General features: G+C 40.1%; 19 protein-coding genes, 1 tRNA gene, 1 riboswitch and 1 other annotated feature. Of the genes, 12 read left to right on the top strand and 8 right to left on the bottom strand.

Annotation, left to right across the window (positions count from 1 at the left end; all coding sequences use genetic code 11):
• Positions 1-101 precede the first annotated feature (101 nt).
• Positions 102-509, top strand: a complete 408-nt coding sequence (locus tag FAZ25_RS04925) for a Fur family transcriptional regulator (protein WP_004904825.1) — start codon at positions 102-104, stop codon at positions 507-509.
• A gap of 35 nt (positions 510-544) precedes the next feature.
• On the opposite strand, the gene FAZ25_RS04920 is transcribed toward FAZ25_RS04925, so the two are convergent.
• The 3 genes from FAZ25_RS04920 to FAZ25_RS04910 all read right to left on the bottom strand — a co-directional run bounded on the left by FAZ25_RS04920 (position 545) and on the right by FAZ25_RS04910 (position 5,798).
• Positions 545-997: a chemotaxis protein gene (locus tag FAZ25_RS04920; RefSeq protein WP_155280153.1), complete on the bottom strand. Its 453-nt coding sequence runs from the start codon at positions 995-997 to the stop codon at positions 545-547.
• A 5-nt stretch (positions 998-1,002) separates the two neighbouring features.
• Entirely contained in the window at positions 1,003-3,666 is a 2,664-nt protein-coding gene (locus FAZ25_RS04915) for a cation-translocating P-type ATPase (protein ID WP_004906635.1), read from the bottom strand.
• A gap of 281 nt (positions 3,667-3,947) precedes the next feature.
• Positions 3,948-5,798 (bottom strand): DUF2207 domain-containing protein, encoded by a 1,851-nt coding sequence (locus tag FAZ25_RS04910; protein ID WP_004906638.1) that lies wholly within the window; start codon positions 5,796-5,798, stop codon positions 3,948-3,950.
• 188 nt (positions 5,799-5,986) lie between these two features.
• Between FAZ25_RS04910 and FAZ25_RS04905 the strand changes: the two genes are divergently transcribed.
• The 6 genes from FAZ25_RS04905 (at position 5,987) to FAZ25_RS04880 (ending at position 11,983) form a co-directional block, all read left to right on the top strand.
• Entirely contained in the window at positions 5,987-6,655 is a 669-nt protein-coding gene (locus FAZ25_RS04905; protein ID WP_004906641.1) for a YoaK family protein, read from the top strand.
• Between the two features lie 54 nt (positions 6,656-6,709).
• Positions 6,710-6,976 (top strand) — a binding site (T-box leader).
• Positions 6,977-7,063: 87 nt separating this feature from the next.
• Positions 7,064-7,909, top strand: coding sequence for a MetQ/NlpA family ABC transporter substrate-binding protein (locus FAZ25_RS04900; RefSeq protein ID WP_004905335.1), 846 nt, complete (start codon positions 7,064-7,066; stop codon positions 7,907-7,909).
• 24 nt (positions 7,910-7,933) lie between these two features.
• Positions 7,934-8,776 carry a MetQ/NlpA family ABC transporter substrate-binding protein gene (locus FAZ25_RS04895; RefSeq protein ID WP_004901382.1) on the top strand — a complete coding sequence of 281 codons (843 nt, stop codon included), beginning with the start codon at positions 7,934-7,936 and terminating at the stop codon, positions 8,774-8,776.
• A gap of 64 nt (positions 8,777-8,840) precedes the next feature.
• Positions 8,841-10,193, top strand: coding sequence for a M20/M25/M40 family metallo-hydrolase (locus FAZ25_RS04890; protein ID WP_004906644.1), 1,353 nt, complete (start codon positions 8,841-8,843; stop codon positions 10,191-10,193).
• A 12-nt stretch (positions 10,194-10,205) separates the two neighbouring features.
• Positions 10,206-11,291, top strand: coding sequence for a methionine ABC transporter ATP-binding protein (locus FAZ25_RS04885; protein WP_004901388.1), 1,086 nt, complete (start codon positions 10,206-10,208; stop codon positions 11,289-11,291).
• Entirely contained in the window at positions 11,288-11,983 is a 696-nt protein-coding gene (locus FAZ25_RS04880; RefSeq protein WP_004905337.1) for a methionine ABC transporter permease, read from the top strand. Before FAZ25_RS04885 ends, FAZ25_RS04880 begins: the two co-directional genes overlap by 4 nt.
• Before the next feature lie 28 nt (positions 11,984-12,011).
• Here FAZ25_RS04880 and FAZ25_RS04875 read toward each other — a convergent pair whose 3' ends face one another.
• The 3 genes from FAZ25_RS04875 to FAZ25_RS04865 form a co-directional block, all read right to left on the bottom strand.
• Positions 12,012-12,719: a GntR family transcriptional regulator gene (locus FAZ25_RS04875; protein WP_012305395.1), complete on the bottom strand. Its 708-nt coding sequence runs from the start codon at positions 12,717-12,719 to the stop codon at positions 12,012-12,014.
• Positions 12,720-12,721: 2 nt separating this feature from the next.
• On the bottom strand, positions 12,722-13,864 hold the full coding sequence (gene nagA / locus FAZ25_RS04870) for an N-acetylglucosamine-6-phosphate deacetylase (RefSeq protein WP_004906649.1): 1,143 nt from the start codon (positions 13,862-13,864) through the stop codon (positions 12,722-12,724).
• A 159-nt stretch (positions 13,865-14,023) separates the two neighbouring features.
• The gene (locus tag FAZ25_RS04865) at positions 14,024-14,536 is read right to left on the bottom strand and encodes a phosphatidylglycerophosphatase A (protein WP_004901399.1); all 513 of its coding nucleotides are present in this window, start codon (positions 14,534-14,536) and stop codon (positions 14,024-14,026) included.
• A gap of 109 nt (positions 14,537-14,645) precedes the next feature.
• On the opposite strand from FAZ25_RS04865, the gene FAZ25_RS04860 reads away from it, so the two are divergent.
• Positions 14,646-14,717, top strand: a tRNA-Gln gene (locus FAZ25_RS04860).
• 123 nt (positions 14,718-14,840) lie between these two features.
• Here the strand turns inward: FAZ25_RS04860 and FAZ25_RS04855 are convergent.
• Positions 14,841-16,178, bottom strand: a complete 1,338-nt coding sequence (locus FAZ25_RS04855; protein WP_004906651.1) for an NAD(P)/FAD-dependent oxidoreductase — start codon at positions 16,176-16,178, stop codon at positions 14,841-14,843.
• Between the two features lie 116 nt (positions 16,179-16,294).
• Positions 16,295-16,384: riboswitch (TPP riboswitch) on the top strand.
• Between the two features lie 136 nt (positions 16,385-16,520).
• Between FAZ25_RS04855 and FAZ25_RS04850 the strand changes: the two genes are divergently transcribed.
• The 4 genes from FAZ25_RS04850 to tenA are packed head-to-tail and all read left to right on the top strand — an operon-like array spanning position 16,521 to position 19,846.
• On the top strand, positions 16,521-17,102 hold the full coding sequence (locus FAZ25_RS04850) for an ECF transporter S component (RefSeq protein ID WP_004901403.1): 582 nt from the start codon (positions 16,521-16,523) through the stop codon (positions 17,100-17,102).
• Positions 17,095-18,504, top strand: coding sequence for an ABC transporter ATP-binding protein (locus FAZ25_RS04845; RefSeq protein ID WP_012305396.1), 1,410 nt, complete (start codon positions 17,095-17,097; stop codon positions 18,502-18,504). The genes FAZ25_RS04850 and FAZ25_RS04845 overlap by 8 nt, the downstream gene beginning before the upstream one ends.
• Complete coding sequence (locus tag FAZ25_RS04840; RefSeq protein ID WP_004901408.1) at positions 18,501-19,163, top strand: energy-coupling factor transporter transmembrane component T; 663 nt, start codon at positions 18,501-18,503, stop codon at positions 19,161-19,163. Before FAZ25_RS04845 ends, FAZ25_RS04840 begins: the two co-directional genes overlap by 4 nt.
• Before the next feature lie 11 nt (positions 19,164-19,174).
• On the top strand, positions 19,175-19,846 hold the full coding sequence (gene tenA / locus FAZ25_RS04835) for a thiaminase II (protein ID WP_004901410.1): 672 nt from the start codon (positions 19,175-19,177) through the stop codon (positions 19,844-19,846).
• Between the two features lie 50 nt (positions 19,847-19,896).
• Here tenA and FAZ25_RS04830 read toward each other — a convergent pair whose 3' ends face one another.
• Positions 19,897-24,384, bottom strand: coding sequence for a glycoside hydrolase family 70 protein (locus FAZ25_RS04830; RefSeq protein ID WP_155280154.1), 4,488 nt, complete (start codon positions 24,382-24,384; stop codon positions 19,897-19,899).
• Between the last annotated feature and the right edge of the window lie 157 nt (positions 24,385-24,541).

Below are 24,541 nucleotides of genomic sequence, written 5' to 3'. Positions count from 1 at the left end.
CTAATTTAGTTATACCAAATTTATCATTATAAATCAAGTTAATTAGAAACATTCTATTTTACGTGCTATAATATTTTTAGAGACTAATAGGAGGCTAGCTCATGACAGAACCATTATTACGTGATATTTTACAAAATCACGGTTTAAAAGCAACATCTCAGCGACTGACCATTTTGGACTATCTAATGACTCACGAAACGCATCCAACAGCTGAAATGATTCATGCGGACTTGACCACTATTAGTCTTGCTACAATTTACAATACACTCGAAAAATTGGTAGATGTCGGGATTGTCATTGTCATTGATACCCAAAAAGATGGCAAACGACATTATGATTTTTATGGTGAACCACATTACCATATTATTAATAGTCGCACCAATGAAATTATTGATGCGGATAATTTTGATGTTAAACCACTGTTTGAGGCTGCCAGACAGGCAAGTGGTTTAAATATTACTGGTTTTCACATTGAAATTTATGGTGTTGATCCAGATGATGCCAAATAAAAAACGTTTACCGCCAATGGGTAAACGTTTTTTTATTATCTTGACATGCTAGCACTGTTCATAATCTTGCCAACCGCTGCATGTATTTTTTCAAGATACACTGCTTGATCAGCTTCAGACTTTGCATATTTGTCGTTATCAACTGATTGTCCATCAACAATAACAGCCTCAGACATCAACTGCGTCGCCTCTGCGTACTTTGTGCAAGCAGCTGACAATGTCTTATGGACGCCAAGAAGGCGCACCGGTGCTGATGCTTTGGCTAATTGTTGCGCATTGCTTTGATAGCTGGCAACAGCGTCTTCAAATTCAGCTTTAATTTCTGCAAATTCAGCTGCAGGAATCTCTGAAATTTTGTCTGCCGCTTTCGCATCATCTAATTTTGTAAAGAACGGTGTGACGCGCGTTGCCGTGTCTTCTGTATTTGTTAATACACTTTGAAGTGTTTGAATATAGATTTGTGCTTGCTTAGGGTTAAATTTTGCCAATGTTTTTATCCTTTTTTAAAAAATTTTCGCTGTACTAATTTTACCAGTTCAACAATAATAATGATACTGATTCCTGCAACTAATACAATCGCCCACTGATAGCCATCTAGATGTGATACATGGAAAATTGGGTTTAACGGTGGGATAACAACAACTGCTGCCATCACAATTAACGAGCCCAAGAGTGCCCAATTAAATAGTTTATTTTTGAAAGCTTGGGGACCAAACATTGAACCATAAACCGATTTAACGTTGATGGCGTTAAACATTTGCATCAAACCTAACGTCATAAATGACATGGTTAACGCATCACGATGAGCTTCAAATTCAGCAGCATGTACCGGATAGGCAAGTGCGAAACCATAAACACTTAATACGATCACAGCTTGTAAAATACCTTGCCAAATAATGGCTGCCCCAACACCACCAGATAAGAAGCTTGCACTGCGGCCACGCGGTTGACGTGACATGGCATCTTTTTGCGCTGGTTCAATACCTAAGGCAATAGCTGGTAGCGTATCCGTTACTAAATTAATCCATAGAATCATAATTGGTGCTAAAATATTCCAGCCTAATAGTGTCATCACAAAAATTGAAATGACTTCAGCTAAGTTGGAAGCAAGCAAATATTGTAATGACTTTTGAATATTCGCAAACACCTTACGACCTTCTTCAACGGCGTGAACAATTGTCGCAAAGTTGTCATCAGCCAAAACCATATCTGAAGCACCTTTAGACACTTCAGTACCTGTAATGCCCATAGCTATACCTATATCAGCAGCTTTTAAAGCGGGTGCATCGTTGACACCGTCGCCTGTCATGGCAACAACTTTACCCTTCTTCTGCCAAGCCGTCACAATTTTTACTTTATGTTCTGGTGCCACACGCGCATAAACATTATATTTATGCACATTTGCAGCAAATGCTTCATCTGTCATAGCATCTAGCTCTGAGCCTGAAATCACCGCAGTCGCCTTATCTGCTTCATTCAAAATGCCCAGACGAATAGCTATGGCTGCTGCCGTATCACGATGATCACCAGTAATCATCATTGGACGAATACCGGCTGCTTTGGCCTCTAATACCGCTTGCGCCACTTCTGGTCGTTCTGGGTCAATCATGCCGACAAAACCAGTAAAAATCAAATTGTTTTCCACAGCATCAGAAGTCATATTTGGCGGCACAGTATCAGACAATTTATAAGCAAAGGCCAACACACGCAATGCTTGTGTTGCTAATTCCGAGTTAATATCAGACAACTTTGTCCGAATTTCATCCGTCAATGGTACGACATCACCGTACATTTCAATCTGTGTGGCGCGTTTAAGCAATTCATCTGGTGCCCCCTTCACGGTAACAATGTACCCATTAGGTGCTGGATGTACTGTTGACATCAGCTTGCGTTCAGAATCAAAGGGAATTTCAGCAACACGTGGCATTTCTGAAAATAATGTATCAATGTCACGGTGATGGTTTTCGTTAAAAGCAATTAGGGCCGTTTCTGTTGGATCACCTACATAACCATTCTCTGTACGCTTAGTATCGTTGTTTAACGCTAAAATATCAGCCAAACGTGCGTAAGTACCACTCAGTTCTTCCGTAGTAGCTGCATCTTGAATTTCAGCATTGACCACAACTTTTTCGACTGTCATCTTATTTTGGGTTAAGGTACCAGTCTTGTCAGAACCAATAATATCAGTTGAACCTAGTGTTTCTACTGCTGGTAATTTTCTAATTAAGGCTTGCCGTGCAGCCATTCGTGTTGTCCCTAGCGCCAATGTAATCGTGACAATTGCAGGTAATCCTTCGGGAATAGCCGCAACAGCTAAGGAAATTGATGTCAACAACATGTCGATAATGGTTTCCCTGCCTCTTGCGAGACCAACAACAAAGGTGACCGCAGCAATAATTAATATCAGATATGTCAAAACACGACCTAGTCGTATTAAGTTTTCTTGCAAAGGTGTCTTCGTTTCGTCTGCAGCCTCCAGCATTCCAGCAATATGACCAATTTCAGTCTGCATCCCCGTCCCAATGACAACGCCGACGGCACGACCGTAAGTCACGTTAGTATTCATAAAAGCTAAATTAGTACGATCACCTAATGGCAAATCTTTATCTGTTAGGGCATCAGACACTTTATTCACCGGAACAGATTCCCCAGTCAGCGAGGCTTCTTCAATCTGTAATGAAGCAGATTCAATTAACCGCAAATCGGCTGGTACAATATCACCAGCCTCTAACCGAATAATATCACCAACAACTAGCGCTGTTGATTTCACGGACATTTCCTTCCCATCACGAATAACATTGGCGTTGGGTGTTGACATTTCTTTTAGTGCGTTAATAGCATCTTCCGCTTTGGCTTCCTGAAAAACACCAAAAACGGCATTAATGATGACAATGGCCAAAATAAAAATAGCATCAACTAGTTCACCAGTGAAAGCTGCAACGACAGCTGCAACTAACAAAATTGCAATCATAAAATCTTTAAACTGATTAATGAATCTTTGCAATAAACTCGTTGAGGCTGCCTCTTTAAGCTGATTATAGCCATTTTTCTCTAGCAACGCTGTTGCCGCGTCTTGACTCAACCCATGATGACGATCTGTCTTTAAATCAGATAATATCTCCGTCGCATCCTGATTATACAATGGCCGATTTGGCATATATTTTCCTCCCACGCATTTTGCGCTCATCACCCTGTGTCTCACCAGAAACAAAAAGACTCATGTAAATAACCCAACGAACAACGTCTGGTTTTTACATGAGTCTCACCGTTTCAGATAGTACCGGAACATAGTGTTCGATATAAGTAATCTCTTTGAAATTACTTGCTTTGACGGTATTATCGCGGAAAATCCGCCAGTTACTCCCTCAGGAATGATTTAATTATACTTTAATTTTATCAAAATCATGTGAACTACGCAAGCTGAACCCCGTGTCACAGCTAAAAAGCACCGCCGCCACCGCCGCCACCGCCGGAAAATCCACCACCAGAGAAACTACCCCCATCACCAGAAACGTTACTCTCAAAGGCACTATTTGTTTGGATATTCTGGGCTAAATTATCAGCCCAGTCGACACCAAAACTACTGTATACCATATAGAGTGGCAAATTAGGGACAACGACGTTTTCATCTTGTGCCCATAATTTCAAAGTTTGGGACACCTTTTTAGCTTCGCCAAATATCACAGCATATGCCAGTAACTTATCCCACAATTGCACATCCAATACTGTTTTATCTTTCAAATTAGCAATGTCATGTAACATCAAGCGAAAGCCGTCCCATGCCCATTTTTCTGAAAAGCCATCGGGCACAGTATATACTGTTGTATTTTGATAATAAACGATACCAAACATGGCAATACTTATAATCAGTTCAAGCACTGCAGCTAACCATATTTGCCAAATACCACTATAATTGGCCATTAGTATATTGGCGATAAAAATAATAAAGCCACTAAAACCAATCAATCCATTGAGACTGATTTTCAAATTATTATAATAATCTGTGCGCTTTTGGTTGATTAGCGCCTTTGTCTCATCATGGTTGCGTATTTGTTGCGTGAACAAGCCAACACCTTTCCGAATTCTGTCAGAAACAGCCGAATCTTGTCGCTTAAACTCAGATTGAAACACATTATCACGCGATGGACCAAAAATCATGCGAATAAATGTCCGCTCATAATTTTGCAAACCATCTTCATTGATTACTTTGTAAACCGCATGCGAAACATCAGTGACTTGCGTGTATGCTATTGTAATTTTATGCTTAGCGACCAAATCTAATAATGTTGCCACAATCACTTTTGACACATCAGCCTTATAATCAATACGCGCATTAATAATTGCTGGTCCCAAGTCATTAGGAATATCGTAAACATGCACAGGCGGTTGACTGGCACCGCTGGCTTGCTTTCCCTGCTTAATGGCTCGTCTCACATGATACATAAACCCTAGCATGGCAAGTAGTAATAATAACGTTACCATTGGCAATACCACTAATCCGAATAGTTTAACACGTTGCAAAGCGCGATAGGCTTTGATCGTTTTTGCTGCTTCCTGATTTGAAATTACTTTAGCGCGTTGACCCGATTGGCTATTCTGATTACGCGGTGTCTGCATTTTGTCAAAATAACTTCTTAATTCTAATCGTTTATGGCGTGCAACTTCATCTGTGGTAACAGTCAGCTGTGACTTGGCCTTATTGATAGCTACACGTCCTTGTATTCCTTTATCATTGTGTACCCAAGCTTTCAGAGTTTGACTGGGTTGATGAGGTAATGACATGGTCACTTTAACATCATGTAACGCCACATCCCAGTTAGTGATCACTAACCAATTTAATTCTGATACATCATCCCAATTAACGACAAGATTGTTGACTTGGTAAAGGTACTTAACAACTAATTGTTTATCAGCTTTTATCGGATAGTAAACTTTTTCTTGCACCTCATCCTGATGCTGCGTTTCTACGTAGCCTATGACTGCTGATTTTTCCATTGGCGGAACAGACTTAAAAGGTCCACCATTGTCAGATATAGTAATAGCTTTTAATCCGCCCCAAGTGTAGTTGCGTTTCTGGTCAGCAGCCCCCTTTAACGTTTCATTAAGATAAATACCATTCATCTGCTTATCAAAATGATAATGAACCTCTTTTTCAATCAAAGCACTACCATCCTCATTAATTGTGATGTGCTGTTGATATTTTGTAATTTGATAATCGGCTTGCGCCATGCCGATGCCAATCACAAACGTCGTTATCATAGTTAAGATAATTGTGATTATTTTTTTCATTAGCTCTCCTCATTGCTCATATTATAACAAATATGATGACTAAAATAAGTTTTTTCCGTTTCTAATGATGCTATTTTCAATTGTTTTCACCACGTATCACATAAAATAGCGTAAAATAGAAAGGTAAATTTTATCGGAGAATCGACACAGGCCAAAAGAATCACACCGGCGCTGCTGTCCACAAAATTATGTCAGAAAACACGATTAACCACCCCATTCACGAGCGCCTCCCGATTGCACTACTGTTAGCCACTAATTCTGGGTTTGTCGACGCTTACACGTTTCAATTTCATGGTGAACGTTTCGCCAGTTTGCAAACAGGCAATATCATTCAGGCTGGCATCGTGCTTGCCAAGGGCAATTACACAGGTGCGGTCAACTTCATTTTGCCTATCTTATTTTTTCTTTTGGGCGCAGCTTTCAATGGTATTATTAAGCACCGTTTCAAACCTAAGCAGTTATCGACACAACAACACAGTATCCTCGTTGAAACCATCGGTATCATTTTAGTTGTGATATTATCACATCATATCAGTAGTACCACATATATCACTTTGCTTTCCTTTTTTCTAGCGATTCAACTAGATGCTTTTCCTAAAGTGCAAGGGTTACCTTTCACAAGTGTGATGTCAACAGGTAATCTGCGTAACGTTGGTGCAAACCTCATGACTTTTATTTACACCAAGGATCATGCTGCTTTGAGAAATGCTGGACTATTTACATTAATTATTTTAGCGTTCTTCTTTGGCGCCCTGCTTTCTACACTATTTGTCCCTTGGTTTGGACAATACACACTATTTGGTTCGACTGCTATTTTAACTGGTATTTTTCTCCTTATTTTTGACAATACGAAATAAAATAGTTGACAAACATAATCGAGATATGTATTATTAGGTTTAACGATTTTAGAGATAAACAAGTAGAGCAGAAAAGTAGCAATTAAGCAAAAATCAGAAAGCTAATGGTTGATGAAAATTAGCATGCGTGCGATTGCGAAAATGACCTGTGATTGGTGTTGACGAATTGGTTTACCATTTAGTTGACAACGGTTTGGCCCTCGTTACTGGGCACACCATTCAGCTAGGGTCATCTCCCAATGCTCGATGGTTAGTGAGCAAGTTATTAGTAATAATAACTGACAACTCAGAATGGTAACGCGCTATTTAGCCGCTTCTGTATTTAGGTATACAGAAGCGGCTTTTTTTCGTTTAACTGCTGCTGCTTAGCCTATCTCTAAAATGAATATATTATTGGGAGAATCAATTATGAGTAAAACAAAAAACTGGCTGATTGGTGGCGCTGCCATCATTGCTATTGGCGCCATCGGATACCTGAGTTTTGGTAAACCAGCATCAAACCAAACTGATGGTAAAGTGGTTAAAGTTGGTATTATGTCTGGATCCAAGCAAGACATGTCTATTTGGGATTCAGTTTCTAAAACAGCTAAAGATAAATACGGCATCACACTTAAATTCAAACAATTCTCAGATTATAATCAGCCTAACAAGGCCTTGTCTGATGGTGAAGTAGATATCAACGCCTTTCAACATTATGCTTTCTTAGATGCCTCTAACAAAGCAACCGGCAATAAGATTGTTGCGATTGGTGATACTGTTATCTCCCCTATTCGACTTTACTCAAACACTTATCAAAAAGTATCAGATTTCAAAGCGGGTGATACCATTGCTGTACCAAATGACGCTACCAATGAAAGCCGTTCACTCTACGTCTTAAAGGCTGCGGGACTAATTGATCTAAAAGCCGGCTTAAAAACAGCTACCGTGAAGGATATCACCAAAAATCCTAAATCACTTAAAATTAAAGAGTTAGCCGCTGACCAAACTGCACGAACACTATCTGATGTACAAGGCGCTGTGGTGAATGGTACCTACGCCGACACTGCTGGACTTGATTATAAAAAGGCTATCTTTGTAGAACCAATCAATAAGGATTCTCATCAGTGGGTTAACATTATTGCTGCAAATGACAAGGATAAAGATAAACAAGTACTAAAAAATGTTGTCAAAGCTTATCAAACTCAAACAACAAAAGATGTGATTAAAAAAGTATACGATGGTGCAGAATTACCCGCTTGGGATAGTAAGCAATAATCTGAATAGAAAAGGAGTTTATTTATGCGTAAAAAGAATTGGTTAATTGGCGGTATCATCGTCGTTGTGATTGCTGTTGCTGCTTATTTTAGTTTTGGTGGTCACGGTAGTCAAAAAGCGAACAAAACTGTCACAATTGGTGTGATGGCTGGTGACAAAAATGAAGACGAAATTTGGAAATCTGTCATTAAAACAGCCAAAGATAAATATGGTATTACCTTAAAAACAAAGAAATTTACAGATTACCTTCAGCCCAATAAAGCGCTATCTGCTGGTGATATTGATTTAAATGCATTCCAAAATTACCCTTATCTAGCAAACTGGAATGCACAATATAAGACAGACATTGTATCGATTGGTGACACATGGACAACACCATTGCGCATTTATTCAGATAAGTATCAACATGTTTCAGATATTAAAGATGGCGAGCAAATCACAGTTGCTAATGATCCTACCAACGAAAATCGTGGCATTCACTTATTAGCAGATGCCGGTTTAATTAAGATTAAAGAGACTGACAAAGCTACGCCTAAAGATATTATTGACAACCCTAAGAATCTTAAAATTACGCCCGTTGATGGCTCACAAACACCCTCATCATTAAAAGATCCAAAGGTTGGTGCTGCCGTAGTTAACACAAACTTTGCTAAATCTGCCAAGTTAAATATTGACACAGCTATCTACATTGAACGTTTAAACAAAGATTCAGAGCAATACTTTAACTTCATCGCTGCCAATAAGAAAGATAAAGATAAGCAAATTTATAAGGATGTTGTGAAATCACTACAAACTGATAAAACAAAGGCGCTTGTTAAGAAATATTATGGTTCAGCTGAAATCACTGTTTGGGATTATAAAAAATAGTCCCACTCATCTGCAAACTAAGTTTGCAGGTACATAACTTCATCACAAAAAAAGGGGAAAGCCAGTGTCTATTCGTGATCATTATCTCAATCTTTTAAAAACATTAATCGCTATTCCTAGTGTTTCGGCGCAACAATCGCATCTACCAGAGGCAGCAACTTGTATCGCTGATGCTTTTAGATTACTCGGCGCTGAAGTCATTTATGATGACACTTACTTTGCACCATTCATCATGGCCCAATTACACAGTCCCCATCCAGATGCGCAAACTATCGTGATATATAATCATTATGATGTGCAACCCGCCGAGCCACTGGCATTATGGCAAACTGATCCATGGTCATTGACATCACATGATGATAAATTATTTGGCCGTGGTGTCGACGATGATAAGGGTAATCTCACTGCACGGATGGCTGCTGTTGCAGAATATATCGATGAACATGAGACATTACCAGTTAACATTGTTTTTATTGTTGAAGGTTCAGAGGAAACGGCCTCTCGTTACTTACAAGAATACCTGATTAAGCATACGCAAGGTTTAACTGCTGACTTAGTTATTTGGGAATCCGGTGGTAAAAACGATGACGGTGTACTTGAAATTTTTGGTGGTAATAAAGGCATCGTCACTTTTGACTTAGCTGTCACAACAGCTAATACTGACTTACACTCTTCGTTAGCAGGCGTTGTCGATTCCGCAGCAATACGCTTGTCGCAAGCCATTGCGACACTGTTCGATAAACACGGTCGCATTATCGTTCCACATTTTTTTGACGACGTGTTGCCGCCTAATCAGCGTGAAAAAGATTTAGTCGCTGCGCTACCAATTACACCTGAATCTCTCATTGAGAAATACAGCCTGAACGCACCACTATATACTAATCGCTATGATGCTGATTTTAAAGAAATCTTGTACTTTCAACCAACAATTAGCATTGAAGGCTTAATCTCGGGTTATAATGGTAAAGGCGTCAAAACAGTTTTACCAGCGCAAGCTCATGCTAAATTGGAATCACGACTAGTGCCAAATATGTCCCCAGAGTCAACGATTCAACATATCAATAATCACCTAGTCCCGCAAGGCTTTCCAGATATCACATTGACTATGACATTGGGACAGCCGGGTTACCGAAGCGACATGTCTCACCCAGAAATTGCACGCGTGATTAATGTTGCCAGACAATACTACCATGCTGAACCAAGTGTGATGCCAACCTCCCCTGGGACTGGACCAATGGCCATTATTCACGATGCGCTGCAAGCACCAATTGCCAGTTTAGGCATTGGTTATGCGCAAACATATGATCACGCGCCAAATGAAAATGTTCGTTTATCGGACTATAACGAGCATATTGATGTCATCAAAGCGCTTATTAACAGCTACAATGAGTCAAAACATAAAATCATAAATCACTAAGGGAGTAACTCTATGAGCCAACCAATTATTGCACTAGATAATATTAATGTTACCTTTCACCAAAAAAAACGAACAATCAACGCGGTAAAAAATGTTTCTGTTCACATCGAACGTGGGGATGTTTATGGTATCGTTGGTTATTCGGGTGCCGGTAAATCAACTCTTGTTCGCGTTATCAATTTGTTACAAGAGCCAACTAGCGGTTCTGTTGTTGTTAACGACGAAACATTTTTCAAAGCTGATACAGAAGCAGGGGCTAAAACACATATTTCAGCAAAAGATTTACGCAATCGTCGCCGTAAAATTGGTATGATTTTTCAGCACTTTAATTTACTAAACGAACGTACCGTTACCGAAAACGTTGCCTTCGCCCTACAACACAGTTCGTTGTCCCAAGCACAAAAAGAGGCAAAAGTTAAAGAATTACTTGCCTTAGTCGATTTAACAGACCGTGCTGAACAATATCCCTCACAACTATCGGGTGGGCAAAAACAGCGCGTTGCCATTGCGCGGGCATTGGCTAATGATCCGGAAATACTGATTTCAGACGAAGCCACTTCAGCTCTTGACCCGAAGACAACCAACCAAATTCTTGCACTTTTGAAAAAATTAAACGTAGAACTTGGTCTAACGATTGTCTTAATCACACACGAAATGCAGGCAGTAAAAGAAATTGCCAACAAAGTTGCCGTGATGCAAAATGGTGAAATTATAGAACGCGGTTCACTACTAGAAATTTTTGCACAACCAACTGAACAACTGACTAAGGAATTTATCGAAACAGCAACTAATATTGATAAAGCTATCGAGACAATTTCTTTCCAACCACTCGTTCAAAACTTAAAGTCAGACGAGGTCTTTGTTCGCTTATCCTACGTGGGTGATACGACAGACGAACCACTAATTACTGGATTATTCCGCGATTTCAATGTCACGGCCAATATTTTATATGGTAATATTGAAATTTTGCAGGATACGCCGGTAGGGTCTTTACTGGTTGTACTTTCTGGTCATGCCGAACAAGTGAAATCAGCCATATCAACACTAGCTGATCATCATGTCGAAGTAGAAGTTCTTAAAGGAGGTTCAACACTATGAGCCAATGGTTTACACAAACATTTCCTAACGTCGTTTATCAAGGTTGGACCGGCGATACCGGTTGGCTAACTGCTATTACACAAACATTATTCATGACCTTTTGGTCTGCATTATTTGGCGGTTTGCTGGGCTTGATTTTTGGTATTGGCTTGGTTATTACTGCACCAAATGGTATCGCCCCAAATCGGGCTCTATTCTGGCTCTTTGATAAAGTCGTTTCAATATTCCGTGCCGTGCCATTCATTATTTTGCTGGCTGCTATCGCACCTTTCACGAAACTAATTGTCGGTACACAAATTGGTACAACTGCTGCATTAGTACCTTTATCATTGGGTGTCTTTCCCTTTTATGCACGTCAAGTACAAGTAGCATTAGCTGAAGTAGATGGCGGCATTGTCGAAGCTGCACAAGCAGTTGGCGCCTCATTTTGGGATATTGTATTTGGTGTTTATTTACGCGAAGGTCGTTCAGAAATTATTCGTGTGTCAACTGTAACACTAATCAGCTTAATTGGTTTAACCGCTATGGCTGGCGCAATTGGTGCCGGTGGGCTTGGAAATATGGCTATCTCGTATGGCTATAATCGCTTTGCTTCAGATACGACATGGGTAGCAACAATTCTTGTATTGATTTTTGTCTTAATTGTCCAATTAGTTGGGGATTTCCTAGCTAAAAAGCTCAGTCATAAATAAAAAGCCTTGGTGTATAACCAAGGCTTTTTTAACGTGCTAATTGAAACTCAAATCGTTCACCAACATAATACGATCTCACATATTCAAAGGGACGGTCATTTTGGTCAAATGACACTTGACGTACACTTAAAATAGCATCTCCACGCTTAATTTGTAATAATTCCGACAAACGTTCGTTCGCTAGGCTCGCTGATATCGTCTGCTCCGCTCGGCCTGGTTTGATACCCGCTTTTGCTAAAGTATGATACAACGACTCCGTTAGATCATGGCGCGAAAAGCCATGCACAAGTGTTGCGGGCACCGTTGCCCGTTCCAGCAAAATTGGTTCGTTATCCCCCATTCTCAAGCGTTCCATGACCAACACTTCATCATTTTCTGATAAATTCAGTTGTGCCATTTCTGAGGCCGAGGGTGAAGTCATTTTATAACTGATTGTTTGTGTTTTTGCTACGCGTCCAGTCGCTGACATCAATTCCGTAAAACTAGTCATCCCCAAAGCACGCTCGGCTACTTTCTGCTCGGCAACATAAGTCCCAGAACCAACTTTACGTTCAAGTATGCCTTCATCTACTAGTGTTTGAATAGCTTGTCTTAGCGTCATTCGTGATACGCCAAATGTTTCCGCCAACTCACGTTCAGCCGGCAGCCGTTTTTCGGACTGCCATTCGCCGGCTTCAATTCGCGCTTTTATTTGATTGTGAATTTGAATATAACGTGGTGTGGCGGATTTTGTCATCATTATTCCCTTGCAAAGCGGCGACCCATTGAGTAAGTCGCCTGTAATCGCATATCCTTCTTATTAAATAAATTGAAATCAGCATCTTTACCAATCGCGAGATGCCCTTTTTGTGTTAATCCAAATTCAAGTGCCTGGTTAACAGAACTCATCTGCACCGCGTCTTGAATACTGGCTGAAGTCATCGTTTGAATATTGCGGAAGGCATCATCATAAGCTAGGACTGACCCAGCTAAATGACCATTATCTAGACGTGCTTGTTTATCCTTTACGGTGACTTTTTGACCACCAAGTTCTGAGATACCATCACCTAAACCTTCAGCACGCATTGAATCAGTGATTAATTCAAGTCGTTGCGCACCCTTCAAGCGAAAAGCCAACTCTAACATGTCAGGGGTAATATGGAAACCATCAGCAATTAGCTCACCAGTAATTGCTTCTTCTATCATACCATGCCCGGTGACACCTGGCTCACGATGATGTAATGGCCGTTGGGCATTATACAGATGCGTGATATGCGTTGCTCGTGAATGGCACAATTGTGCGCGTGTAGCATTAGAATGTCCAATAGAAGGAACAATATGATGTGCCAACATAAATGCTTCAAAATCAGGAATGCCGCCATTTTCTGGTGCATAGGTCACTAGCCGAATGCGTTCACCTGATAAAGCATACCACTTTTTAAGTAAAGCCGTATTCGGATTAATAATGTATTCTTCTGGTTGTGCGCCCATAAAGACTTTATTAATAAACGGTCCTTCCAAATGAATGCCCTGAATCACAAGATTTTTTTTTGCAACCTGATTAATTGTGACAAGTGCGCGCTCAATGTTCTCGGGCGATTGCGTGATTGTTGTGGGAAATAATGATGTAATCCCTTCAGTAACCATCAAATTAACCATGTTATTTAATTTATCTGGATCACCATCCATCGTATCTAAACCATAGCCACCATGTTTGTGGACATCAATAAATCCTGGGACAACCAATCGTCCTGTTGCCTCCGCAATTAGCTCATCATCTGCTTGCTCTGAAAAATCTACCATATAGCCAACATCTTGTATAACATCCGTGAAACGCACATAGGCATCTGCTATATGTTGATAACCCGTATATAAATCAATATTTTTCAGTAACTTTGCCATAATTATCTGCGAGGTAGTCTAGTTACTAACACACCGCACACCACAACATGTTTATTAACGTAGACATTTGAGCACCTCTCCTCCTTGTGTCTATACTTATTATAATTGGTATAGACCGATTATGCAAATCAAGGCAATAAAAAAAACGTCAACGCGTTTTTAATTAATTTTATCTGAGTCCAAAATACCAGTTGGGTATTTATGAGCAACTTTAGATGCTGCAGCTGCAGCTAAAGCACCAACAATATCGTCTGCAAAAGTTGTTACAGCTGAGGTGGTTTTCCCTTTACGGTCAAGTTCGCCCACCAAACCAATTTTTAATTTATCGATATAGCCATAATTCGTTACCCCAATGGTATCGTAAGACATAGCAATAGCAGTGGCTAGTGTTTCATCCACACCAAACAAAGAATCATCGCTTTCAACAAGATCTTGCAATGGCGACTCGAGTAAATGTGCTTCTGCTAAACGATCAAGTTCTAAGGCTACCCAGACTTGGTGTTGTACAACACGTTTATGCAAAATACTGATAACAGCTTCTTCCACTTGCTCAATAGATAAATTCGGCAGATAAGCTTTTTCGCTATTGTAAGCAATGTCTGCAATGGCACGAATTGTAATGTGATGACGCTCTAGCTTCTCAACGGTATTTTCATAGGTTGCGTACTGCATGGTATCCCCCTTAGTCTGTTTCCTAAGTATAACGAAAAATCTTATTTTTGACAAAGACAAATTTCTACTTGCAAAATGGTAGGAGACCCTGTAAAATATATAGAGTAATTGCCCCTTGGCCAAGCGGTAAGGCGGTGGCTTCTGGTGCCACTATGCGTTGGTTCGAATCCAACAGGGGCAATTTCTAAACAGTCTTCGGACTGTTTTTTTTGGTTTAAAAACGCGTATAGTAACAATTGATTGACAGAACAAAGTCATGTTATGCTTTTTGCCATTGAATGTCGGCCCATTTTTAGATGCAAGGTTAATAAAATGTTGCAAATTCCGAACCCAAAGATGGATAAGCATACAAATTTGCCTGTGTTTCCGCTAATGTACGCCGTTCATTAATCGCTGTCACAAAATAATTAATCACTTCTTCTGCTTCAGCTGCAATGACGCTCGCGCCGACAATGCAGTCATTGTGGTCCAATACCACACGTACACGCACTTGATCATGGTAACGGAAAAAAGTAATCACATCGCTCATATCCATATCTATCACACGATAACCTGCTGTTCGACCGGCGGCAACCGTTAAGCCCGTTTGGGCGATGTGCTGTGATCCAAATACGACAATTGGTGTTGTTGGATAACTTATTGGCGCGTTCGTTTTTCCGGCAATCACTTGTGCCACATAACGTCCTTCATAGTTACCCGTTGGGACAAGTTTTGGTACTGGTGAGCCGCCAACATCCCCGACAGCATAAACATGGGAATTACTGGTACGTAAGTGCTCATCAACAGGCAAATCGGCCACCTGACAAGCCACACCAGCTGCGGCCAAATTCATCTGATCAAAATTGCCAATACGTCCAGCCGTAACAAACACACGGTCTGTTTCAAATGTTGTTCCGTTGGTTAGTTTAACGACCAAGCGACCAGTTAAAGCCTTATCAATGCGGCACACAGTAGCATTAAAATACCATTCAATCCCTGATTCCTGCATCTCTGTCATCAATTGTTGTACCAATATCTGATCAAATGCCCGCAAAGCAGTTTGTCCCTCAGTAACAATACGCGTGTGTGCACCAACCGTATTCGTAATTGTTGCAAATTCAACGCCCACAAAACCAGCCCCAATAAATGTCACGTCTTCTGGCATATTTGGCATGTTCAAAAAATCTTCTGAATTTTGTGTATAGCCTGAGCCCGGAAAATTTAATGTCTGCGGTCGCTGACCCGTTGCAATAACCCAATCACTTGCTCTAATTGTATCCTTGAAATCTCCGACACGAACAGTATCTTCATTGATAAAGCTGGCATGACCATAAAAGCGCGCAATACCTGCTTGATCCAAACCACGAATTTTACGCGGTTGCACAGCATCAACATAACGCTGTTTGTGAGCTATTAAATCAGACCAATTAATTTGTGAATAGCCATGCAAACCTCGCGTTTGTAAGGCTTTTTGTCTTTTAATGTTCTCAACTGCTGCAAGCAAAATTTTCTTAGGATCACAGCCGTAATTTGGGCAGGTTCCACCCCATAAGTATTGCTCTAAAATGACCACTTTTTTACCCAAAGCTTTTGCGGCAAAAGCGGCTGCAAGTCCTGCTGGACCAGCGCCAATAACACCAACTTCATACTGATATTCAACCATCATTTACCTCGTTACTTATATTATATCAGGCAATGTCAAGTCAATATACTGGTCGTTTTCATGAAAATAATTGCATATCTACACAATTTATGTTAAGTTTAACGTGTAGTTTTATATTTAACAATCTGGGGTGCCATTTGGCTGAGAAACACCCATTGAACCTGCTCTGGTTAGCACCAGCGAAGGGAGCATTGCGCTTTAGTGTGTATTTTAGCAAACGCATGGCTCATCTAATTGCCAGGCGTTTTTTATTTGCTAAAATTCAAGCATCAGCACACCATAACTGCACTTTGCCAGACATAAAATAGAAACTACAAAAAATTTTATGGAGGCATAACTATTATGCAAACTGTTTCAGAATCTAAACAACACCATTGGGCGCTACGCGATGTCTTACTGCTCGCTTTTGTTGCGGTGTTTATTGGCTTTATCTTTTGGGTCCTCGGCCCTGTTTATAATATACTAGCAGCTGCTTTGACACCCATGGGATTAGCCCCATTTGCTAACGATTTATTAATCGGGGGTTGGATGATGGCCGCGCCACTAGCCAGCATATTAATTCGTCAGGCTGGCGCTGGTGTATTAGGCGAGCTCTTTGCCTCAGCAGTCGAAATGTTGCTTGGTGGTCAATGGGGGGTTGCAACATTGCTCTCAGGCTTGGTTCAAGGTGTGGGTAGTGAAGCCGGATTTGCCGCTTTAGCTTATAAAGATTGGCATTGGCGAGGTATTTTCGCCTCAGCAATTACTGGTACAATTATCACTTTTATTTGGTCATTATTCCGTGATGGCTATGCTTCATATCATGTTGGTTTGTTGGTGGCCCTATTTATTACACGGTTCATTTCATTGTTTTTCTTTGGCGGTGTACTAGTTGTTGCTATTCAAAAATTAATTGAAAAATCAGGTGTCTTGCATCGTGGCTAATCTGGTTGTCAAACAGGTCAGTTTTGCTTATCAAGACACCACCGTACTCAAAAACGTCTCGATGACGTTGCGACCTGGTAGTCTCAATTTGCTAGTTGGACCTAGTGGTAGCGGCAAATCAACACTACTTAAATTAATTGCTGGTCTTTATCCAACATTTAGTGGTGGTAAACTGACAGGAGAACTAACACTTGACAACTATGCGATTCATGATATCGTCCCTTATCAACGCGTTGACCATATTGGTTATCTTTTCCAAAACCCAACCCGCCAGTTCGTGATGAAAACACCATTTGAAGAATTGCGTTTCAGTCTGGAAAATTTACAGCGTTCTCCTCAAATAATACCTAATCTTATTACGCAATCACTTGCACGTGTCGGTATGAAAGAATTTATCACGCATGACCTCATGACATTATCTGGTGGTGAAAAACAAAAGGTAGCCTTAGCAGCTATCTTAGCAGCAGACAGCGATTATCTATTACTCGATGAACCCTTTGCTAATGTAGACCCTCAATCACGGTTACAGCTCATTCATTTAATTAAGGATTATCAAAAACAAGGTAAAACCATTCTGATTGCTGATCATGATTGGAGTGGTTATGCTGATGTCATTGACGATATTTTTGTGATGTCTGATGGCCAACTCCATGTAGCAAATGCCGAAGAAAGCCATCATATTTTATCGCAGTTACCTATTGCCCCTGAAATTCATACAAAATTACCGGCAGCCCAGACTGGTGATTTAGATCTCAAACAAGTCTCCCTATCAAATGGTGACAGACTACTACTAAATGAGACAAGTTTGTCTTTTCCTACAGCTAAACGCACCCTGATTACTGGACCAAATGGTGTAGGTAAATCGACTCTTTTTTCCGCGTTAGTCAAACTTTACCCTTATGGTGGTAAAATCAGCTACCAAGGCCAAGACATTGCTAAACGCCGTATTGCACAGCATGTACGTCAGGTTGCCCTGATCTTTCAAAATGCTGAACAACAATTTATTGCAATGACAATGGCAGAAGAACTCAAACAAGCGCAAGCTACCAGTCATTTCGCCAAACAATGGTCAGATGATGTCATTACTTCCACCTTGCAACGCTTAAATCTCGCACATGTTCGCGACCATATTGTTTATCAACTATCTGGTGGACAACAAAAAAAGCTGCAAGTTTTGTTGATGCTAATTACAGGTACCCCAGTGTTATTATTTGACGAACCGCTGGCCGGACTAGATGCTGAATCACAAAAACAACTATTAGACTTAATTGCCGAAGTAACCGATAAACAATCACAGACTGTTATCATGATTAGTCATCAACTGCATGCTGTAACGGATTGGTTTGACTATCATCTCGAATTCGAGCAACAACACTTAACATTTCAGGGGGATGCCTCATGAATCCACTAATGAAATTTGGTGTTATTATGTTGATTGCGTTGGAACTAACTTTTATTAAAAGCGTCACTGTTAATTTGGTAATTATCATCGTTAGTGCCCTCATTTATACTGTCCTTAAATTGCGTTGGCAACAATGGCTTTGGCTATTGTTACTTCCAATTTTGCCTGGCCTGGGATCATGGTTCTCACTGATGTATTTTGGTACCGGTGATCATGTTCATATGGCATGGATCATGTTATCTCGTGTTTTTGCTTACTTATGGCTTGGTGGTTTATTCACATTAAAACTCAATGATGAACGTGATATTTTCCTGGCGACACTTGAGCAACGCGCACATTTAAGCGCGACATTTGTTTATGCCCTTGTTGGCGTCTTGAACTTCATGCCAGCAGTGAATCAACAAGTTAAAACTATACGCGTAGCAGCACAAATGCGTGGCCAAACACTTCATATTTGGGCACCACAGTTATATTTCAAAGCCATTTTAGCTGCGATTCGTTGGTCTCAAAATTTAGCAGAAGGTATGGTTAGCCATGGCTTCACAGAGGGGGCAACCAGAACACATCTGGCAGTTGTAAAAATCAAATTGCGTGATTGGGTTATTGCCGCGATTATCTTACTTATGTTTCAGCTACTATTATTCCCAGGTTGGTATTAAGGAGAAAAAACATGTCTTTTTCAGAAACACTTTTAGAACGTGCGCAACCTATGATGAGCGCGATTATGAGCCACCCATTTGTCGAAGCTATCGCCAATGGTCAGGTGCCTCACAACGTTTTAAATTATTATGTTGAACAAGATGAACACTATTTAAAAGATTATTTGCAGGTCACTTCATTAGCTATTACAAAAACAACGAATGCCGAAGATATTACCAATCTTTTAGCGACCGCCGCCTTTGTTCAAAATGAGTCACAAGCACATGAAGTCATGCTTGGCATCACTGGTCACCACATAGAAAATTGGCAACGTGAACCAGAAACAAAACGCTATACTGATCACATGTATGCATCTGCATATCACGGTACTTATGCGGACGCCATCGCTGTTTTGCTACCATGTGCTTGGAGTTATGCGGTCATTGGTGAACAACTCGTTTCACGTGGCGCTAATCGAGAGCAAAACCCCTTGAAAGAGTGGATTGAACTTTATGCACCACAAAAAAATTCAGATACACCTGATTACAATATTTGGCGTTTTGAAGCGCTAAACCGAGCAGTAACGACTCTAAATAATGAACAAAAAGAGCATGTTGCACAAACATTTTTATGCAGTTTAGAAATGGAATGGCACTTTTGGGAAGCTGCTTGGCAACAAAAAACATGGCAATTTCAACATTAAAAAATAACCTTGCAGGCAACCAACGCCTGTGAGGTTATTTTTTAATCATTCTAGTATGTTATTTTTTTCATTTCACCATTGTCTTTATCCATCCAATAGCGTTGATTGCCGATTACACGTTGCTGCCCTTTGACTTGCCTACCATCTGCGTCAAAATATAATGTTTGGCCATTAATCACTTGCACGCCAGTTACGGGTACGCCATCTTGGCCAAAGTCAACCCATGAACCATCAGATAGCAATACAAATCGATTACGAACTAATTCGCCAGTATCAGCGTCGTAATAACGCATGATACCATTTTCAAGACGTAAGTGGCCTTTCATTTGGATACCATTTTGGTTGAAATAGAGTTTTTGCCCTTTAATGATTCGGTCCCCTGTTACTGCAACACCATCATAACCAAAATAAGCCCATTGATTATCACCAACACGTTCAAAACGATCAGTTATCATATTACCTGAGTCTGGGTCATAGTAACGGCTTTCACCAGTAGCATTTATATGTGTTGTCCCTTTAAATTGACGACCATCGTTACCAAAATAAAGTGTCTGCCCATTAATTATTTGCTCTCCTGTTACTGCAACACCTTTATTGTTAAGATAAATCCAAGAACCATCTGCTAATTCTTTAAAGTTATTTTTGATTTGACGACCATCATCATTAAAGTAAACCGTTTGATTATTAATGGTTTGTTTGCCTGTAACCGCATTACCTTTCTCGTCTACATATAGCCAAGAGCCATCTGCTAGTCTACCCCATGATTTAAAGAGCATATTCCCTGACGCACCGTCAAAGTAATGTAAATGACCATCTGATCCTTTGACCGCCACGCCTTTTTGTTGCTTACCATTTTCATCAAAGTACTGTGTGACTGGGGTGCCATCACTTTGAATGATGGTGACAATACCCTGTGCCATGTGCCCATCTTCAAAGAAGTAATGGAAATTTTTTTGTTTATCTTGAAAATATGTGTTGTGCAGTTGCTTGCCAATATTATTATAATAATAGTACATACCATCATGTACTAGATAGGCATCTTGTAATTCGATACCATTCGGTAAAAAGTAATAATTGATGCCATTGATAACTTGGTTTCCAACAACCATTTTCCCTTTGTCATCAAAGTAGTACCAATTACCATTATCACAAATAAAGGCAGATTTTGCTTGATAGCCACTAGTGGAATAGAATGAAGTCTCCTTACCACGCGTAACAAAACCAGTTTTGGCCTTTTCACCCAATAATTGCTTTGGAAGGAAGGTCTGCGCATCTGACACATTAAAATACTGTTGTGTGCCCCAGTCCTTCAAAACATACCAAGCCCCACGCCCCTGAATGTTCGAACCGTTGAAGTACTTGGCTTCCCATGACTTAATTTGAATATCTGGGTTCATTGGCTGATCTGTGGAAATCTGTTTTTGCTGGAAAAGTTGCGGGTACTGTGTTTTTAATTGATCCAAGAAGGCCCCACCATATTGTTGCTGATAAATGCCCCCGCCAACTGTTTTTGATGCATACAAAGTATGGTCAATAACTGAACCATAAGTATGATCACCTGAACCGTCTGTTCGAATAGCCGTGACTAACTGTTCATCGGGTAGATTATAAATTTGATCTGGTACCCAGTCGTTAATCGCTTGAATCCCCTGACCATGCAATGCACGTAAAGCATCTAACAAATTATCTGCTGTCCCATACTTTGTTGGTGTGTTGTAACCAATATCATATCGATCTGTAAATGCATAACCATTTTGTACGATAGCATCTAAGAAACTTTTATCTGAGCTGGCGCGATATTGTGGTGCCATTTCAAAGCTAGTAATACCCCAATCCTTAAATAAGTTAACATTTTGAGCAATTTTAATGTTCGTAAACTCATCGGGTGTTGTTGGAAAGTCTTGAAAATTTGAAAAGCCTTCATAAATGACTTGCGAATCTAACGCTGCATTAGAATGATAAACACTCCCGTCAGTTGACTGCGTTGTTTCACTTTTCGTTCGAGCATCTTGATTTTCTGAAGCCCCTACTGGTACCCAAGCCGCAATGTACCCTGACACTTGTGGGTCGTTTACACCATATACCATGTCTGCCTTAAAAGTTAATTGGCCATTGGCGTCAGTTCGAACGACAGGTGCATTTGCATCAGTGCTGTAGACTTTTAATCCTGATTTTGTCGTCAACAAAACTGGGCGATAATCTTGGTTTTTATGTGCCGCACCCATATCCATTTTGACTTCATCTTTGTCAGATAGTTTCAAATCTGGGCGATTGTTGACAACAAGTCCAATACCTTGATAGCGTGTCTCTTGGTTACCAGAGTCACTTGCCGTCATTGCACCCTTACCATAACGAACTGATGTCATAACAGATTGTTCATCTGGAAAATAGTTCATTTTCATGGTTTGACCACCAGCAGCATACTTGATACGAGCTTTCAACAACGCATCAATGGCTTGATAGTAAGGTGATTGTTTAGCCATGTATTGGCCATCATCCGTGAACATATCACCATAATAAACACGTGGAATTGTGTCTTTATTAGTTAATAACAAAGCGTATGAAGCTGGAATATTGTAAGGTGTGTAAACTTTATCTGCTTTCAATTCATCAGCATTATAGATGTCAAAAGCCTGCTTAATTTGATCCAAAGTCACTGTTGAATCTAACCCTGTTGAGACCGGGTTGATTTTATCTTTAATAATATCAGCAATAATCGTTTGTACTTCACTGTCATGAGCTCGGATAAATGAATAATTTGGTTGTGCAACATTTTCTTTATCATCTGTAATTCGTTTGACTAAACTGTGTTCACGGGTTGGCTCAAGGCCACTCCGTTTATCATTAGGCATGTTGAGCGCGTATTTAATCGCTAAATGCAAGGGGAAATCCATTGTAATTTGCTGGTTGCCATGTGCTTTGACATAGTCTGGATCTTCATCTCCCCAGTCTTCCAAAATTGATAGATGTTGATTCGCTCTCGCGTCATTTTTGTCAACACCATAGGCAGCCTTAGCATATTCACCAGCAATCTGTAGTAAGTCAGCGTCCACATTATCGACAGCATCAACACGGTAACCATCAAAATTAGCTTGATCATCATTTTGTAAAATACTACCGATATTCATCATATAATGTAACCAATTAAGTTGTTCTGCTTGCACAACTGGATTAGAATTATCGACATCGTTTGCTAGTAATAATTCAAACCCACCTTGCTTATATTTATCAGCAATTTGACCCTTTTGATTTTTAGGCGTACGGCTCAGCTTACGATAATCAGAATTGGCCTTTGGCGACATATCACTATTTGTATAAAGCAGTGCACCACCTTGTAGATGATCATCTCCTTTCGCCTCACTGTCAATATTCCAATTGGGCTGGGCATCAATGTATTGCTTCATCGCCGTTTTCAACCAATCCGTATTGCCAAGTTGCCCAATTTTTTTCTCAATGTTTACCTGTGCCTGCATGGCAGCTGCCGTTAAGGTCCGCATATTTTCATTATCGGAAAAGTGATGAGTACCAGACAAGAGGCCCTGATCTTTCATGTAATTCAGATAAGTGACTTGCGTACTCTTATCCGGCCACCAGGCCATCAATAATGGTCTGAAATCAGTCACTGTTGAAGGTACCCAACGTTTACCATTTTTCAAAATATCTTTTGGACGATACCAACTACTTGCCGTCAGATGTCCTTCTAATTGCGTAAAATTATCTGATGATGTGTTATAGACGGCGTTATGTTTATTGCCAATACTGAATAATTCCGATACATATTGCTTATCGTTATTAGATAGTGCCCCTGTATCTTTATCAAAGTAGTAAGGTTTACCATCTATAATAGTAGTAAAATTCTTTTTTGGTTGCCCATCATCTCCATAAAAATAAACTTTGCCATCTACATGCTTAACATTAGGCATCGTGTCTAACTCTGTACCAGCAGAAATTTCTGCTGTTGTTTTGGTTTGAGGTGCTGAATTTGCTGGTGCTGTAACAACCGCTAACTGTTGATTTGTCTGCTTTTTTGGTATATTACTATTTACGGTCGGTTCTAATACTTGCTGTTTTTCTAGTGAATCGTCCTGCTGGTCCGTATCATGCTTTGGCGGCACTACTGGTGCATTAGTCACTGATTGTTTATCTGGGGCATTTGCTGGCATAACATCAGCAGGGACGTTGTTTGCTTCGATTTTATGCGTATCTGTGACATCGGTAACAGGTGTAGTTGGTTTTGCAGCCTGTTGATTGGATTGATTAGTCACTACTGGTGGCACGCTGTTTTGCCCGCTGACCGTATGCATATCTGCTTGGTCAACTATTTTATTAGTAGGTTCCGCTGGTTGAACAGTTGCCGGTTCGACTTTACTTTTTACTATTTTTGAAATAGTTTGTGTTTTGCTATCATTATCACTACTGCTCGCGTTTGCTTGTGATATGGCAGTACCAAAACCCATAACAGCAAAAATACTTGCTGTAACTAATATCTTCCCTGACTTGTACAGTTTTTTACGCTGACACACTTCGCCGTTTTGCATTTTTGTTCTCCTATGAACTCATAATTTGCTTGTATAATAGGTCAATGACTTCATATTGACGCTTAAGCACAAGACTCTCATTAAATCATACATAGCAAAAACAGCTTATCTTAAATTATGCAAAATTGAATATTACACCCTTTATTTATAATAGGAC

The organism is Leuconostoc sp. LN180020 (assembly GCF_014844115.1).
Classification (GTDB): Bacteria; Bacillota; Bacilli; order Lactobacillales; family Lactobacillaceae; genus Leuconostoc; species Leuconostoc citreum.
Note: the sequence above shows the minus strand (reverse complement) of the source record. Positions and strands in the feature narration are given on the sequence as shown.